At 37.2% G+C, this 15266-nt stretch carries 14 protein-coding genes, 1 rRNA gene and 1 other annotated feature; all 15 genes read left to right on the top strand.

Features of this window, described 5'->3' with window-relative positions; translation table 11 throughout:
- A 5S ribosomal RNA gene (gene rrf / locus ACQKNI_RS25355) occupies positions 1-93 on the top strand; the annotation flags it as partial.
- A 172-nt stretch (positions 94-265) separates the two neighbouring features.
- Complete coding sequence (ctsR, locus tag ACQKNI_RS25350; protein WP_001244563.1) at positions 266-727, top strand: transcriptional regulator CtsR; 462 nt, start codon at positions 266-268, stop codon at positions 725-727.
- 170 nt (positions 728-897) lie between these two features.
- Positions 898-1446, top strand: a complete 549-nt coding sequence (locus tag ACQKNI_RS25345; RefSeq protein ID WP_088232910.1) for a UvrB/UvrC motif-containing protein — start codon at positions 898-900, stop codon at positions 1444-1446.
- A gap of 4 nt (positions 1447-1450) precedes the next feature.
- Positions 1451-2515, top strand: coding sequence for a protein arginine kinase (locus tag ACQKNI_RS25340; protein ID WP_088232911.1), 1065 nt, complete (start codon positions 1451-1453; stop codon positions 2513-2515).
- Between the two features lie 21 nt (positions 2516-2536).
- A complete protein-coding gene (clpC, locus tag ACQKNI_RS25335; protein WP_088232912.1) occupies positions 2537-4972 on the top strand; it encodes an ATP-dependent protease ATP-binding subunit ClpC in 2436 nt (811 codons plus the stop codon).
- A 96-nt stretch (positions 4973-5068) separates the two neighbouring features.
- Entirely contained in the window at positions 5069-6445 is a 1377-nt protein-coding gene (radA, locus tag ACQKNI_RS25330; protein ID WP_060629200.1) for a DNA repair protein RadA, read from the top strand.
- A 3-nt stretch (positions 6446-6448) separates the two neighbouring features.
- Positions 6449-7522 (top strand): DNA integrity scanning diadenylate cyclase DisA, encoded by a 1074-nt coding sequence (gene disA, locus ACQKNI_RS25325; RefSeq protein WP_000392167.1) that lies wholly within the window; start codon positions 6449-6451, stop codon positions 7520-7522.
- A 161-nt stretch (positions 7523-7683) separates the two neighbouring features.
- Complete coding sequence (locus tag ACQKNI_RS25320) at positions 7684-8793, top strand: PIN/TRAM domain-containing protein (RefSeq protein WP_088232913.1); 1110 nt, start codon at positions 7684-7686, stop codon at positions 8791-8793.
- A gap of 16 nt (positions 8794-8809) precedes the next feature.
- Positions 8810-9490 carry a 2-C-methyl-D-erythritol 4-phosphate cytidylyltransferase gene (ispD, locus tag ACQKNI_RS25315; RefSeq protein WP_088232914.1) on the top strand — a complete coding sequence of 227 codons (681 nt, stop codon included), beginning with the start codon at positions 8810-8812 and terminating at the stop codon, positions 9488-9490.
- 116 nt (positions 9491-9606) lie between these two features.
- Positions 9607-10083 (top strand): 2-C-methyl-D-erythritol 2,4-cyclodiphosphate synthase, encoded by a 477-nt coding sequence (ispF, locus tag ACQKNI_RS25310; RefSeq protein ID WP_088232915.1) that lies wholly within the window; start codon positions 9607-9609, stop codon positions 10081-10083.
- 89 nt (positions 10084-10172) lie between these two features.
- Positions 10173-11630 carry a glutamate--tRNA ligase gene (gltX, locus tag ACQKNI_RS25305; RefSeq protein WP_098357172.1) on the top strand — a complete coding sequence of 486 codons (1458 nt, stop codon included), beginning with the start codon at positions 10173-10175 and terminating at the stop codon, positions 11628-11630.
- Between the two features lie 47 nt (positions 11631-11677).
- Positions 11678-11924: a binding site (T-box leader), on the top strand.
- A gap of 147 nt (positions 11925-12071) precedes the next feature.
- A complete protein-coding gene (cysE, locus tag ACQKNI_RS25300) occupies positions 12072-12737 on the top strand; it encodes a serine O-acetyltransferase (protein WP_088232917.1) in 666 nt (221 codons plus the stop codon).
- Positions 12718-14115, top strand: coding sequence for a cysteine--tRNA ligase (gene cysS, locus ACQKNI_RS25295; RefSeq protein WP_088232918.1), 1398 nt, complete (start codon positions 12718-12720; stop codon positions 14113-14115). The genes cysE and cysS overlap by 20 nt, the downstream gene beginning before the upstream one ends.
- Positions 14116-14117: 2 nt before the next feature.
- Positions 14118-14525, top strand: coding sequence for a Mini-ribonuclease 3 (locus ACQKNI_RS25290; protein ID WP_088232919.1), 408 nt, complete (start codon positions 14118-14120; stop codon positions 14523-14525).
- Positions 14522-15265, top strand: a complete 744-nt coding sequence (gene rlmB, locus ACQKNI_RS25285) for a 23S rRNA (guanosine(2251)-2'-O)-methyltransferase RlmB (protein WP_088232920.1) — start codon at positions 14522-14524, stop codon at positions 15263-15265. The genes ACQKNI_RS25290 and rlmB overlap by 4 nt, the downstream gene beginning before the upstream one ends.
- The last annotated feature ends 1 nt before the right edge of the window (position 15266 follow it).

Here is a 15266-nt window from a genome sequence, read left to right as displayed (position 1 = left end):
CACACCCGTTCCCATACCGAACACGGAAGTTAAGCTCTCTAGCGCCGATGGTAGTTGGGACCTTGTCCCTGTGAGAGTAGGACGTCGCCAAGCAACTTAAAACACGAGTCATTTGACTCGTGTTTTTTCGTGTTTTCTTTTATAATTTTGATTAAATACAGGGAAATGTGGCTAGGATAGTGAATAAGCAAAAGAGTTGCAAATTTTATTAATACGTATATAATTAAAGTCAAAGATAGTCAAAGTCAATAAAGGTGGCGGATAAATGAGAAATATATCTGATATCATTGAGCAATATCTAAAGCAAGTTATTGACTTAAGCAATAATAATGTGATTGAAATCAAGAGAAATGAGATTGCGGACCGATTCGAGTGCGTACCATCTCAAATCAATTATGTAATCAATACCCGTTTTACGTTAGAAAGAGGATTTGTAGTAGAAAGTAAACGTGGTGGAGGAGGTTACATTCGCATTATAAAAGTCAAACTGCATGATGATATAGACATTATTGATCAAATGCTTCATATGATTGATCATAGCGTTGCACAAGGGAATGCAGAGAGTATGATTATACGTTTAATAGAAGAGGGAATCATAACAAATCGTGAAGCTAAATTGATGTTAAGTGTACTAGATCGTTCTGTGTTATCAATGGATGTTCCTTCTCGAGATGAACTTAGGGCTCGAATATTATGCGCAATGTTAAGAACACTGAAATATAAATAAATACAGCTTTTGTAAAAGAATGATAGCTAAGATAAAGCAGTTAAATATTGTAGAGGTTTTGAAAAAGAACATGCACTTTTATCTAAACGAATTAAGAAGAGTGAACAATCTAGTAATGTATGAAAAGTACCATGAGATAGATCGTTCCTGTTGTAAAGGTGGGGATAGTGATGACTTGTCAAAACTGTAATATAAGACCAGCAACTTTACATTATACAAAAGTAATCAACGAGAAGAAGGCGGAAGTTCATCTTTGTGAGCAATGTGCAGAACAAAGTGGCTATACGTCTTTCTTTCAATCATCGCAGTCTAACTTTTCATTCCATGATTTATTTGCTGGGTTATTACACGGTGAATCAACAATGTTTGAAGAAGGAAAAAATGAACTTTCGAATACAAGTATAGTAAGATGTCCAGGTTGTAAGATGACATACGAGCAATTTACAAAGGTGGGGCGCTTTGGCTGTGCTTCCTGTTACGATACATTTAAGGGACATTTAAAACCATTATTAAAGCGTCTTCACGGTGGGCATACAGATCATTGTGGAAAAATTCCGGAACGTATAGAAGGAAATATCCACCTAAAGAAAGAATTAGATGAACTAAAACTCATTCTGAAACAATACGTACAGAAAGAGGAATTTGAGAAAGCTGCTGAAGTAAGGGATAAAATTCGAATTCTTGAAAATCAGCTTAGTGAGCATAGAGAGGGGGAATAGTTCTATGTCACTGGACAAAATTATGAATGAAGCGATTAGTCCATGGATGAAGGGAGATGGCCCTGATTCTGATATTGTTTTAAGTAGTCGAATTCGTTTGGCTCGTAATTTTAAAAAATATCAATTCTCTACTATGCAAAACGAAGAAGAAGCTAAACAAATTCATGAATTATTTAAAAAGGAATTTATAAATAAAGCAGTAGAACCTTTTGGAGAGTTTGAACTATTAAAAATGAATGAATTAACTCCTCTTCAAAGGAGGGTTTTGGTCGAAAAGCATTTAATTAGTCCCAATCTTGCAGGAACAGAATATGGAGCATGCCTATTATCAGAAAGTGAACATATTAGTGTTATGCTTAATGAAGAAGACCACATTAGAATTCAGTGTCTATTTTCAGGATTGCAATTATCAGAGGCGCTTCAAAGTGCTAATCAAATAGATAATTGGATTGAGGAAAAGGTTGAATATGCTTTTGATGAATCCCTTGGATATATTACGAGTTGCCCAACTAACGTTGGCACAGGATTAAGAGCTTCTGTAATGATTCATTTACCGGGGCTGGTCTTAACAAAAAGAATTAGCCGTATTATACAAGTAATTCAAAAATTAGGGCTAGTAGTAAGAGGAATATACGGTGAAGGTAGCGAAGCGTTAGGTAATATATTTCAAGTGTCAAATCAAATGACGTTAGGGAAATCTGAAGAAGATATTATTGCAGATTTAAAGAGCGTCATTCAACAAATTATACAACAGGAAAAACTGGCTAGAGAATTAATTGTACAAAATTCAAGTATTGAACTTGAAGATAAGGTTTTTCGCTCTTATGGCATACTAGCAAACAGTCGTTTAATTCAATCTGCGGAAGCAGCCACTTGCTTATCAGATGTACGACTTGGTATTGATCTAGGATATATAAAAGGGATATCGAGAAATATTTTGACTGAGCTAATGGTTCTTACGCAACCAGGCATTTTACAACAATATGCAGGAGGACCTTTAGGACCAGAAGAAAGAGATTATCGAAGAGCAACCTTAATCCGTGAGCGATTACGTATTGAAAAAAACTAAGCGCAAGTAGGAGGGATTTCTATGATGTTTGGAAGATTTACAGAAAGAGCACAGAAAGTATTAGCTTTATCTCAAGAGGAAGCAATTCGCATTGGGCATAATAATATTGGAACAGAACACATTTTACTTGGGCTTGTACGCGAAGGTGAAGGAATTGCAGCAAAAGCGTTAATTGCTCTTGGATTAAGTCCAGAGAAAGTTCAAAAAGAGGTAGAAGCGTTAATTGGACGCGGGACAGAAGCATCCCAAACTGTACATTATACACCTCGTGCTAAAAAAGTTATCGAGTTATCTATGGATGAAGCGCGTAAATTAGGCCACTCTTATGTTGGAACAGAACATATTTTACTTGGCTTGATTCGTGAAGGTGAAGGTGTAGCGGCACGTGTTTTAAATAATTTAGGTGTTAGCTTAAATAAGGCAAGACAACAAGTATTGCAACTTCTTGGAAGTAATGAGGCAAGTTCAGGTCACCAAGGTGGTTCTTCAACAAGTGCAAATACACCAACGCTTGATAGCTTAGCACGTGATTTAACAGTTGTTGCACGTGAAAATCGTCTAGATCCTGTTATTGGTCGTGGTAAAGAAATTCAACGTGTAATTGAAGTGTTAAGTCGTAGAACAAAAAACAATCCTGTATTAATCGGAGAGCCTGGTGTGGGTAAAACGGCGATTGCAGAAGGATTAGCACAACAAATTGTAAATAATGAAGTTCCTGAAACTTTAAGAGATAAGCGCGTTATGACACTAGATATGGGTACAGTTGTAGCTGGAACGAAATATCGTGGTGAATTTGAAGATCGTTTAAAGAAAGTTATGGATGAAATCCGTCAAGCTGGCAACATTATTCTATTTATTGATGAACTTCATACATTAATTGGTGCAGGTGGAGCAGAAGGTGCCATTGATGCATCGAATATTTTAAAACCATCTTTAGCACGCGGAGAGTTACAATGTATTGGTGCGACAACTTTAGATGAATATCGTAAATATATTGAAAAAGACGCAGCTTTAGAGAGACGATTCCAACCAATTCATGTTGATGAGCCGAGTTTAGACGAATCAACTCAAATCTTGAAAGGTTTACGTGATCGTTACGAGGCACATCACCGCGTATCTATTACGGATGATGCAATTGATGCAGCTGTAAAGCTTTCAGATCGTTATATTACAGATCGTTTCTTACCAGATAAAGCAATTGATTTAATTGATGAAGCTGCTTCCAAGGTTCGCTTACGCTCTTATACAACACCACCAAATTTAAAAGAGCTTGAAGTGAAACTTGAGGAAATTAGAAAAGAAAAAGATGCAGCTGTACAAAGTCAAGAATTTGAAAAAGCTGCTTCCCTACGTGATATGGAACAACGCTTACGTGAGAAGTTAGAAGATACGAAGCGTCAGTGGAAAGAGAAACAAGGACAAGAAAACTCAGAAGTTACGGTAGAAGATATTGCAAATGTCGTTTCTACATGGACTCGTATTCCAGTTTCTAAACTTGCACAAACAGAGACTGATAAATTATTAAACTTAGAATCCATTCTTCATGATCGTGTCATCGGTCAAGATGAAGCAGTAGTAGCTGTAGCGAAAGCTGTTCGTCGTGCGAGAGCAGGATTGAAAGATCCGAAACGTCCAATTGGTTCATTTATTTTCTTAGGACCAACAGGTGTAGGGAAAACAGAACTAGCAAGAGCACTAGCAGAATCTATGTTCGGTGATGAAGATGCAATGATTCGTATTGATATGTCTGAGTACATGGAGAAGCACTCAACTTCTCGCTTAGTTGGTTCTCCTCCAGGATATGTTGGATATGAAGAAGGTGGGCAATTAACAGAGAAAGTTCGTCGTAAGCCTTATTCAGTTGTTCTATTAGATGAAGTAGAGAAGGCTCATCCTGATGTGTTTAATATTTTACTACAAGTATTAGAAGATGGTCGTTTAACAGATTCTAAGGGACGTACAGTTGATTTCCGTAATACAATTGTTATTATGACATCTAACGTTGGTGCAGAGGCATTAAAACGTAATAAGCATCTTGGATTCAACGTACAAGATGAAAGTCGCGATTATTCAGATATGAAAGGTAAAGTAATGGATGAGCTGAAAAAGGCATTTCGTCCAGAATTCTTAAACCGTATTGATGAAATTATCGTGTTCCATATGCTTGAGAAAAAACATATTCAAGAGATTGTAAACCTTATGGTGAATCAGCTAGTAAATCGCTTAAAAGAGCAAGAAATTGAATTGCATTTAACAGAAGGAGCGATTTCAGCTATTGCTGATAAAGGATTTGACCGAGAGTACGGTGCTCGTCCACTGCGTAGGGCAATTCAGAAGCACGTAGAAGACAGACTATCGGAAGAACTTTTAAAAGGTGCTATTGAGAAAGGACAAAAAGTTATCTTCGATGTAGAAGGGGAAACATTTGTCATTCATAGTGCCGAAAAGGTAAAATAAGTATAGACAAACTAAGAGGGCTACGAGATAGCCCTCTTTCTTGTACGAGAAGGATAAAATGTTTATAGATGAAAGTGAAGTGAACTATAAAACGATATGGCTAAAAAGAAAACAAAATTCACATGTCAAGAATGTGGCTATCAGTCACCAAAATATATGGGTAAATGTCCTGGATGTGGTCAATGGAATACACTTGTTGAAGAAATGGAACCGGTTGTATCATCAAGACGCCTTAATTATGCAAATGCAATTCAAACAGAAGTAACAAAACCAAGACGTCTTACAGAGGTAGAAACAAAGTCTGAGGCGCGTATTGAAACAAAATTTCAAGAATTTAACCGTGTACTTGGTGGTGGAATCGTAGATGGATCTTTAGTACTTATTGGCGGGGACCCTGGGATTGGAAAATCAACTTTGTTATTACAGATTTCATCACAATTAGCAGACTCTTCATATGATGTACTATATATATCGGGTGAGGAGTCAGCAAAGCAGATAAAGCTTCGTGCAGATCGTTTGGATGTAAAGGGTAGTAATTTATTTGTTGTAGCAGAGACGGATTTGCAGCGAATTGCAACACACATTGAAGAGATGAATCCGGCCTTTGTTGTTATTGATTCCATTCAAACGATACATTTACCAGAGGTGACGTCAGCTCCAGGAAGTGTAGCACAAGTACGTGAGTGTACAGCAGAATTAATGAAACTTGCAAAAACGAAAGGAATCCCTATTTTTATCGTCGGACATGTGACAAAAGAGGGGGCAATTGCAGGACCACGTATGTTAGAACATATGGTCGATGCAGTTCTTTATTTTGAAGGAGACCGTCATCATACATATCGTATTTTGCGAGCTGTGAAGAATCGTTTTGGTTCTACAAATGAAATGGGTATTTTTGAAATGAAAGAACTTGGTCTTGCAGAAGTCTTAAACCCTTCAGAAATTTTCCTTGAGGAAAGACCAGTTGGGGTCGCAGGATCAACGGTGGTTGCCTCAATGGAAGGAACAAGACCGGTTTTAGTAGAAATACAAGCATTAATCTCCCCTACTAGTTTTGGAAATCCTCGAAGAATGGCGACGGGGATTGACCATAATCGTGTATCGCTTATTATGGCAGTGCTAGAAAAAAGAACAGGTTTATTATTGCAAAATCAAGATGCGTATTTAAAAGTAGCAGGTGGTTTGAAATTAGATGAACCAGCCATTGATTTAGCTGTAGCTTTAAGTATAGCTTCAAGTTTTAGAGATAAATCTACAGCGCCGACCGACGCAGTAATAGGAGAAGTAGGGTTAACTGGAGAAATAAGAAGAGTATCAAGAATTGAACAACGTGTACAAGAAGCAGCTAAATTAGGATTCCAACGCGCTATTATTCCTAGAAAAAATTTGGGAGGGTGGACAATTCCGGATGGGATTGAGGTAGTAGGTGTATCTAATTTAGGAGAAGCGCTTCGTTTGACATTAGGAGGCTAGGCTATGGAAGAAAACAAGCAACGTGTCAAAAGTATGATTAATATTTTACAGCTCGTGGCCCCAGGAACACCACTGCGCGAAGGGATAGATAATGTACTTCGGGCACAAACGGGGGGATTAATTGTTCTCGGATATAATGAGCAGATTAAAAGCATTGTTGATGGAGGTTTTCATATTAATTGTGCGTTCTCTCCTGCTAGTTTATACGAATTAGCAAAAATGGATGGGGCACTTATTTTAAATGAAACAGGAAGTAAAATTTTAATTGCGAACGCACAGTTAGTTCCAGAATCATCTATTGATTCTATTGAAACAGGTATGCGTCACCGAACGGCAGAGCGTGTAGCAAAGCAGACGGGTAGCCTTGTTGTGGCTATTTCACAAAGACGTAACGTAATTACGCTATACCAAGGGAATTTACGTTATACACTAAAAGATATAGGCGTTATTTTAACAAAGGCAAATCAAGCTATTCAAACGTTAGAAAAATATAAGGCGGTATGGAATGATGGTATTACGAATTTGGGCATTCTAGAATTTGAAGAGGTCGTTACAATGTCTGAAGTGGTTCATGTCTTACATAGTGTTGAAATGGTGCTGCGTATTAAAAATGAAATATTGAGCTATATTCATGAATTAGGAACAGAAGGTAGGTTAATTCGTTTACAACTTACAGAATTACTGGCCGATTTGGAGGCAGAGGCAGCGTTATTAATTAAAGATTATTATCAAGAAAAAACACAAGACCATCATCAAATTTTGAAAAAGTTACAAGATCTTGCGAATACACAACTTCTAGAGGATAGCGACTTGGTTAAATTGCTTGGTTACCCAGGACAAACGAGTTTAGAAGAAAGTGTGACACCAAGAGGATACCGAATCACAAGTAAAATTTCGCGTGTTCCGCCACTTATCATTGAAAATTTAATTAATCGATTTAAAACGTTGCAAGGTGTTTGTCGTGCAACTATTAATGAATTGGACGATGTAGAAGGAATTGGGGAAGTCAGGGCGAAGAAAATACGAGAAGGCCTAAAAAGAATTCAAGAGCATCTCTATATGAGTAGACACAATTAAGAATATTACATTGATTCCATAATATAACGACACTAGAACATTTTTGGTATATGATATGATATATTGGTAAATAAAACTATTTATAAAAAAAACACGTCCGCTTTTGCATTCGGCGTTTTGATTAGCGAAACAATGGTTAATAATGAGTAGGAGGTGGTTGGATGTTAAAACGGATCGTACAGCTCTTCTTTTTAGTGATCGGAGGAGCGTTAGGGATTTTCTTAATTCCAAAAGTTATTAATGTAATGGACATTGGTGCGGTTCCTTGGTTGGAAGGATCGTATGTTCGTGCAATTATTGGTGCAATTATTTTATTTTTAACAACATTTTGGCTTGTAGATTATATTGTTCAACTTATTAAGCATATTGAAGAAGCCCTTGTAAAGGCGCCTGTAGCAGATGTTTTATTTGGTACATTAGGGTTGATCTCTGGTCTTATTGTTGCATATTTAATTTTAATACCAATTCGTGAATTTACAATTCCAGTCATTAGTACAGTATTGCAAGTGTTCTTTACCCTTTTACTTGGGTATTTAGGGTTCCAAGTAGGGTTTAAAAAGAGAAATGAATTGCTAGGACTATTTACATTACCGCAACGAGGCGGTAAGAAAAAGAACAATAGTGAGACTGAGGATGTCGAGGGAGAAGCAGAGAAATCTACAGCTCACTGGAAGATTCTCGATACGAGTGTAATTATTGATGGACGTATTGCTGATATTTGCCAAACAAAGTTTTTAGAAGGAACCATTGTGATTCCGCAATTCGTATTAGAAGAATTACAACATATTGCCGACTCTTCTGATGCGTTAAAGCGAAATCGTGGTCGCAGAGGATTAGATATTTTAAATCGTATTCAAAAAGAGATGCCGATTCCGGTAGAAATTTATGAAGGCGATTTCGAGGATGTTCAAGAGGTGGATAGCAAACTTGTAAAGTTGGCGAAAATCACTGGTGGAACTGTGGTAACGAACGATTTCAACTTAAACAAAGTGTCTGAATTACAAGGGGTAACGGTGTTAAACATTAATGATTTAGCTAATGCGATTAAACCAGTTGTACTTCCAGGTGAAGAACTAAGTGTTTATGTTGTAAAAGATGGAAAAGAACAAAATCAAGGTGTTGCATATTTAGATGATGGCACGATGATTGTAGTAGAAGATGGTAGAGAATTTGTAGGTTCACAGCTCGATGTACTTGTTACTAGTGTATTACAAACATCGGCTGGTCGTATGATTTTCGCTAAACGTAAATTATTAGAAAAAGCATTATAAGTAGAGGATTATTAATATGTATACATTAATTATTCCAGCAGCTGGTCAAGGAAAGCGGATGGGTGCCGGCAAAAATAAGTTGTTCTTACTTATAAATGAAGTACCAATTATTGTGCATACATTACGTGCTTTTGAAAAAGATAAGGCGTGTAAAAGTATTGTTATGGCAATTAATGAAGAAGAACGCCCGTATTTTGAAGAGCTAATGCAAAAGTATCCGGTTGAAAAGCCAGTACAATTTATTCAGGGTGGAGCAGAAAGACAAGATAGTGTATATAATGCGATTCAGCATACAAGTGATGTTGAGTATGTTCTTGTGCATGATGGTGCGCGCCCGTTCGTAACGAATAAAGTGATTCAAGATGTATTAACTGCAGCAGAAAAATATGGAGCTTCCATTTGTGCGGTGCCAGTGAAAGATACCGTTAAGAAAGTAGAGCAGGGTGTTGTTGTCGAAACGGTAGAAAGATCTCAGCTTAAAGCTGTACAAACACCACAAGGGTTCTCTGTTCCCCTTTTGCTAGAAGCTCATAAAAGTGCAAAACAGAGTTGCTTCCTTGGTACAGATGATGCAAGTCTTGTAGAGCGTATTGGAAGGCCAGTAGGTGTAGTAGAGGGGAGTTACTATAATATTAAAGTGACGACTCCAGAGGATTTACTAATTGCTGAAAGTTTCCTTCATGTTCAGAAGAAATAGCTGTGATGGTATCCTTATAAAGAAAAGCTCGGCAAAAGCCGGGCTTTTCTTTATAAGGATAGCGATATAATATAGAGTCATAAAGCTCAGTAGTTTAGCTTGAGGAGGATATAAAAATGTTTCGAATTGGACAAGGTTTTGATGTACATGAATTTGCGGAAGGAAGACCGTTAATTATTGGCGGAATTACAATTCCTTACGAAAAAGGATTAATTGGTCATTCGGATGCGGATGTATTGTTACATACGATTGCAGATGCATGTTTAGGTGCGATTGCAGCAGGAGATATTGGAAAGCATTTTCCTGATACAGACCCAGCGTTTAAGAATGCTGATTCAGCTGTATTATTGCAAAAGGTTTGGGAATTTGTGCGTGAACAAGGTTATGAATTAGGGAATTTAGATTGTACAATTATTGCTCAAAAGCCAAAAATGGCACCACATATTGAAAGTATGCGTAAACGCATTAGTGAACTATTAGAAACGTCTATTGATAATATCAATGTAAAGGCAACAACAACAGAAAAGTTAGGATTTACAGGTAGGGAAGAAGGAATTGCTTCTCAAGCAGTTGTTTTATTACAGAAAAAATAATGGTTTTTAATTCGTAAGATGGATAATCACATTTTTTTGGTGTACAATTATAGAATGTGTTGACATTAAGAATGGAAGGTGTACCAATTATGGAAAAGCAAGTGAGAGTGCGCTATGCGCCAAGTCCAACAGGACACTTACATATCGGAAATGCGCGTACGGCATTATTTAATTATTTATTTGCTCGTCATCAAGATGGTAAGTTTATTATTCGTATTGAAGATACTGATGTAAAACGTAATGTTGCAGGTGGAGAAGAAAGCCAATTAAAATACTTGAAATGGCTCGGTATGGACTGGGATGAAGGTGTTGATGTTGGTGGTGAATTCGGACCATATCGTCAAACAGAGCGTTTAGATATTTATAAAAAATTATATGTAGATTTATTAGAGCGTGGTTTAGCTTACAAATGTTATATGACAGAAGAAGAGCTAGAAGCAGAGCGTGAAGGGCAAATTGCTCGTGGTGAAACACCTCGTTACGCTGGTAACCACCGTGATTTAACTGAAGAACAAGTGAAAGAATTTGAAGCTGAGGGACGTATTCCAAGTATTCGTTTCCGTGTACCAGCAGATCGTGATTACACATTTAAAGATATCGTAAAAGACGAAGTTGCATTCCATTCAAATGACTTTGGCGATTTTGTTATCGTGAAAAAAGATGGAATTCCAACTTATAACTTTGCGGTAGCAGTGGATGATCACTTAATGGAGATTACACACGTACTTCGTGGTGATGACCATATTTCAAACACGCCAAAACAAATGATGATTTATGAAGCTTTCGGTTGGGATATCCCGCAATTTGGTCATATGACTTTAATTGTAAATGAAAGCCGTAAAAAGTTAAGTAAGCGTGATGAATCTATTATTCAATTTATTGAGCAATATAAAGAGCTTGGATATCTTCCAGAAGCAATCTTTAACTTTATTGCATTACTAGGTTGGTCACCAGTAGGAGAAGAAGAAATCTTCTCTCAAGATGAGTTTATCAAAATGTTTGATGCAGCGCGTTTATCAAAATCACCTGCATTATTTGATTCTCAAAAATTAAAATGGATGAACAACCAATATATGAAAAAACAAGATTTAGATACGGTTGTTGAACTAAGCTTACCGCATTTAGTGAAAGCAGGTCGCGTAGGTGAAAACTTAAGCGAACAGGAACAAACTTGGGTTCGTGATGTAATTGCTTTATATCATGACCAAATGAGTTTTGGAGCTGAAATTGTAGAGCTTTCTGAAATGTTCTTTAAAGATCACGTTGATTACGAAGAAGAAGGACAAGAAGTATTGAAAGGTGAACAAGTACCTGAAGTACTTCGTGCATTTGAGGGTCAAGTAGAAGCTCTAGAAGCAATGGAACCAGCAGCAGTTAAGGCGGCTATTAAAGCGGTTCAAAAGGAAACGGGACATAAAGGTAAAAACTTATTTATGCCAATCCGTGTTGCGACTACTGGACAAACACATGGTCCAGAACTGCCTAATGCGATTGCTCTTCTTGGAAAAGAAAAAGTTTTAAATCGTATTCAAAAAGTAATTGGTTAACATTTTCTAGGTTTAGAAATATAATAAGTATACTTAAAACCTAATAAGGAAAAGCGACGAGAAGGAGAAGTAGAAAATCAGGCTTTTTACAGAGAGAACCACCTTTAGGCTGGGAGTGGTTTATAAGCGGATTTTTGAAATGCCCCTTCGAGTCTTCTGTTGAACAGCGAAGTATTTCGCGGAACGTCTTTGGACGCAAAGTAAACAGAAGCGGTGCAAACCGTTATCATGGAAGAGTTTGAGGCTTTCTTTAGCCTAAACAGAGTGGAACCGCGCTTATAAGGCGTCTCTGTCAATATGACAGAGGCGTCTTTTTTTATACCATATAAATGGGTATGAGTATAAAATTTATCTCTTCGCATAGAGATTTAGGGGATAAGTGGGGAGTTTAAGGAAGTTAGTTCGCTCGACAAAGCAGCCCATAAAGGGGAGGGAACATCAATGTTTAAGAGGCTTCGAGAAGATATTGAAGTCGTTTTTGAACAGGATCCAGCGGCACGAAGTTATTTTGAAGTTATTTTGACGTACTCTGGATTACATGCAGTTTGGGCTCATCGAATTGCACATGCTTTCTATAAAAAGAATTTCTTCTTTCTTGCACGTTGGATTTCACAAGTTAGTCGTTTTTTTACTGGTATTGAGATTCATCCAGGGGCAACTATCGGTCGTCGTTTTTTCATCGACCATGGAATGGGGGTTGTAATTGGAGAAACGTGTGAAATTGGTGATAATGTAACAATTTATCAAGGTGTTACATTAGGTGGTACAGGTAAAGAAAAGGGAAAGAGGCACCCTACGATTCAAGATAATGTATTAATTGCGACAGGTGCTAAAGTACTAGGTTCTATTACAGTTGGAGAGAATTCTAAAATTGGAGCAGGATCTGTCGTATTAAAAGAAGTTCCTGCACATTCTACAGTTGTAGGTATACCTGGAAGAGTCGTTATTCAAAATGGAGTGAAGATTGGTCAAGAATTAAATCATTCTGATCTTCCAGACCCAATTTTTGATAAATTAAAGGTTATGGAAGAAGAACTTGATAAATTGAAAAAGCAACTTGAAGTAAAGGTAGAAAGGAAGGATAAAAATGACTATTCACATTTATAATACGTTAACGCGTCAAAAGGAAGAGTTTGTTCCATTAGAAGAAAATAAGGTAAAGATGTATGTGTGCGGACCTACAGTATATAACTACATTCACATTGGGAATGCAAGACCACCTATGGTATTTGATACAGTACGTCGTTATTTAGAATATAAAGGGTATGATGTGCAGTATGTATCTAACTTTACTGACGTAGATGATAAATTAATTAAGGCAGCAAATGAATTAGGCGAAGATGTGCCGACAATTGCAGATCGTTTTGTAGAAGCTTACTTTGAAGATGTAACAGCGTTAGGTTGCAAACACGCAACGGTTCATCCGCGTGTAACAGAAAACATGGATATCATCATTGAATTTATTCAAGAACTTGTGAATAAAGGGTACGCGTATGAATCAGAAGGTGATGTGTACTTTAGAACGAAGGAATTCGAAGGTTACGGTAAATTATCGCATCAACCAATTGCAGACTTACGTCACGGTGCGCGTATTGAAGTAGGGGAAAAGAAACAAGATCCTCTTGATTTTGCTTTATGGAAAGCCGCGAAAGAAGGAGAAATCTTCTGGGAAAGCCCTTGGGGTAAAGGACGTCCAGGATGGCATATTGAATGCTCAGCAATGGCACGTAAGTACTTAGGAGATACAATTGACATTCATGCTGGCGGTCAAGATTTAGCATTTCCTCATCATGAAAATGAAATTGCACAGTCAGAGGCATTAACAGGAAAAACATTTGCACGCTACTGGATGCATAATGGATATATTAATATTAATAATGAGAAGATGTCTAAGTCGCTTGGAAATTTCATTTTAGTTCACGATATCATTAAGCAATATGATCCACAGTTAATTAGATTCTTTATGTTGTCAGTGCATTATCGTCATCCAATTAACTTTAGTGAAGAGTTATTACAAAGTACAAATAACGGGCTAGAAAGAATTAAAACAGCTTACGGTAACTTAAAGCATCGTATGGAAAGTAGCACAGATTTAACAGGTCATAATGAGAAATGGTTAGCTGAAATGGAAAAATTCCAGGTTGCATTTGAAGAAGCAATGGATGATGATTTCAACACGGCTAATGCAATTACTGAATTGTATAATGTAGCAAATCATGCGAATCAATATTTACTGGAAGAACATACTTCTACAGTTGTGATTGAGGCATACGTAAAACAACTTGAAACATTATTTGATATTTTAGGATTAGAATTAGCGCAAGAAGAATTGCTTGATGAAGAAATTGAGGCGCTTATCCAAAAGCGTATCGAAGCTCGTAAAAACCGCGATTTCGCATTATCTGATCAAATTCGCGATGATTTAAAAGAACGTAATATTATTTTAGAAGATACCGCTCAAGGTACAAGATGGAAAAGAGGATAAGCATGATTGATGCAAAGCAATTAAACAGCTTAGCGTTAGCATATATGGGTGATGCGGTATATGAACAATATATCCGCTATCACCTCCTTCAAAAAGGAAAGGTTCGCCCTAATCAATTACATCGATTAGGGACGAGCTTTGTTTCGGCAAAAGCACAGGCGAAAGTTGTTTATTATTTATTAGAGACGGCATTTTTGACAGAGGAAGAAGAGGCAGTACTAAGAAGGGGGCGTAATGCAAATTCGGGCACTGTTCCGAAGAATACGGATGTACAAACATATCGACATAGTACAGCCTTCGAAGCCTTAATCGGTTATCATCACTTGTTAAATAATCGTGAAAGATTAGATGAAATTGTATATAAAGCAATTGCTGTTTTAGAAGAAAAGGAAGGGGGCACATCATCATGAGTAGTGAATATATTATTGGACGTAACCCTGTAATTGAAGCGTTACGATCAGGGAGAGATATTAATAAAATTTGGATCGCAGAAGGTGCTGCCAAAGGACAGGTACAAATTGTACTGGCATTAGCGAAAGAGAATAAGATTATTTTACAACATGCACCAAAGAAGAAGTTAGATCAATTAGTTGAGGGTAACCATCAAGGTGTAATTGCTCAAGTAGCTGCATATCAATATGCTGAGTTAGAAGATTTATTTAAGGTAGCAGAGAAGCGTAATGAAGATCCATTCTTCTTAATTTTAGATGAAATTGAAGATCCGCATAACCTAGGTTCTATTATGCGTACTGCTGATGCAACAGGAGCACATGGGATTATTATTCCGAAACGAAGAGCTGTAGGACTTACTGCATCAGTTGCGAAAGCATCGACTGGGGCGATCGAATACATTCCTGTTGCGCGCGTGACAAATTTATCTCGCACAATTGATGAATTAAAAGAACGTGGGCTTTGGATTGCTGGTACAGATGCCAAAGGGAAAACGGATTATCGTAATTTAGATGGGAATATGCCAATTGGATTAGTAATTGGAAGTGAAGGGAAAGGTATGAGTCGTATTATTGGTGAAAAGTGTGATTTCCTAATCACCTTACCGATGGTTGGAAAAGTTACATCCTTAAATGCTTCAGTAGCCGCAAGTTTGTTAATGTATGAGGTATATCGTAAACGTCACGAAATTGGTAAATAAA

Origin of the sequence: Bacillus sp. NPDC094064 (assembly GCF_050279585.1) — a bacterium.
In the GTDB taxonomy this organism is placed as follows: domain Bacteria; phylum Bacillota; class Bacilli; order Bacillales; family Bacillaceae_G; genus Bacillus_A.
Note: the sequence above shows the minus strand (reverse complement) of the source record. Positions and strands in the feature narration are given on the sequence as shown.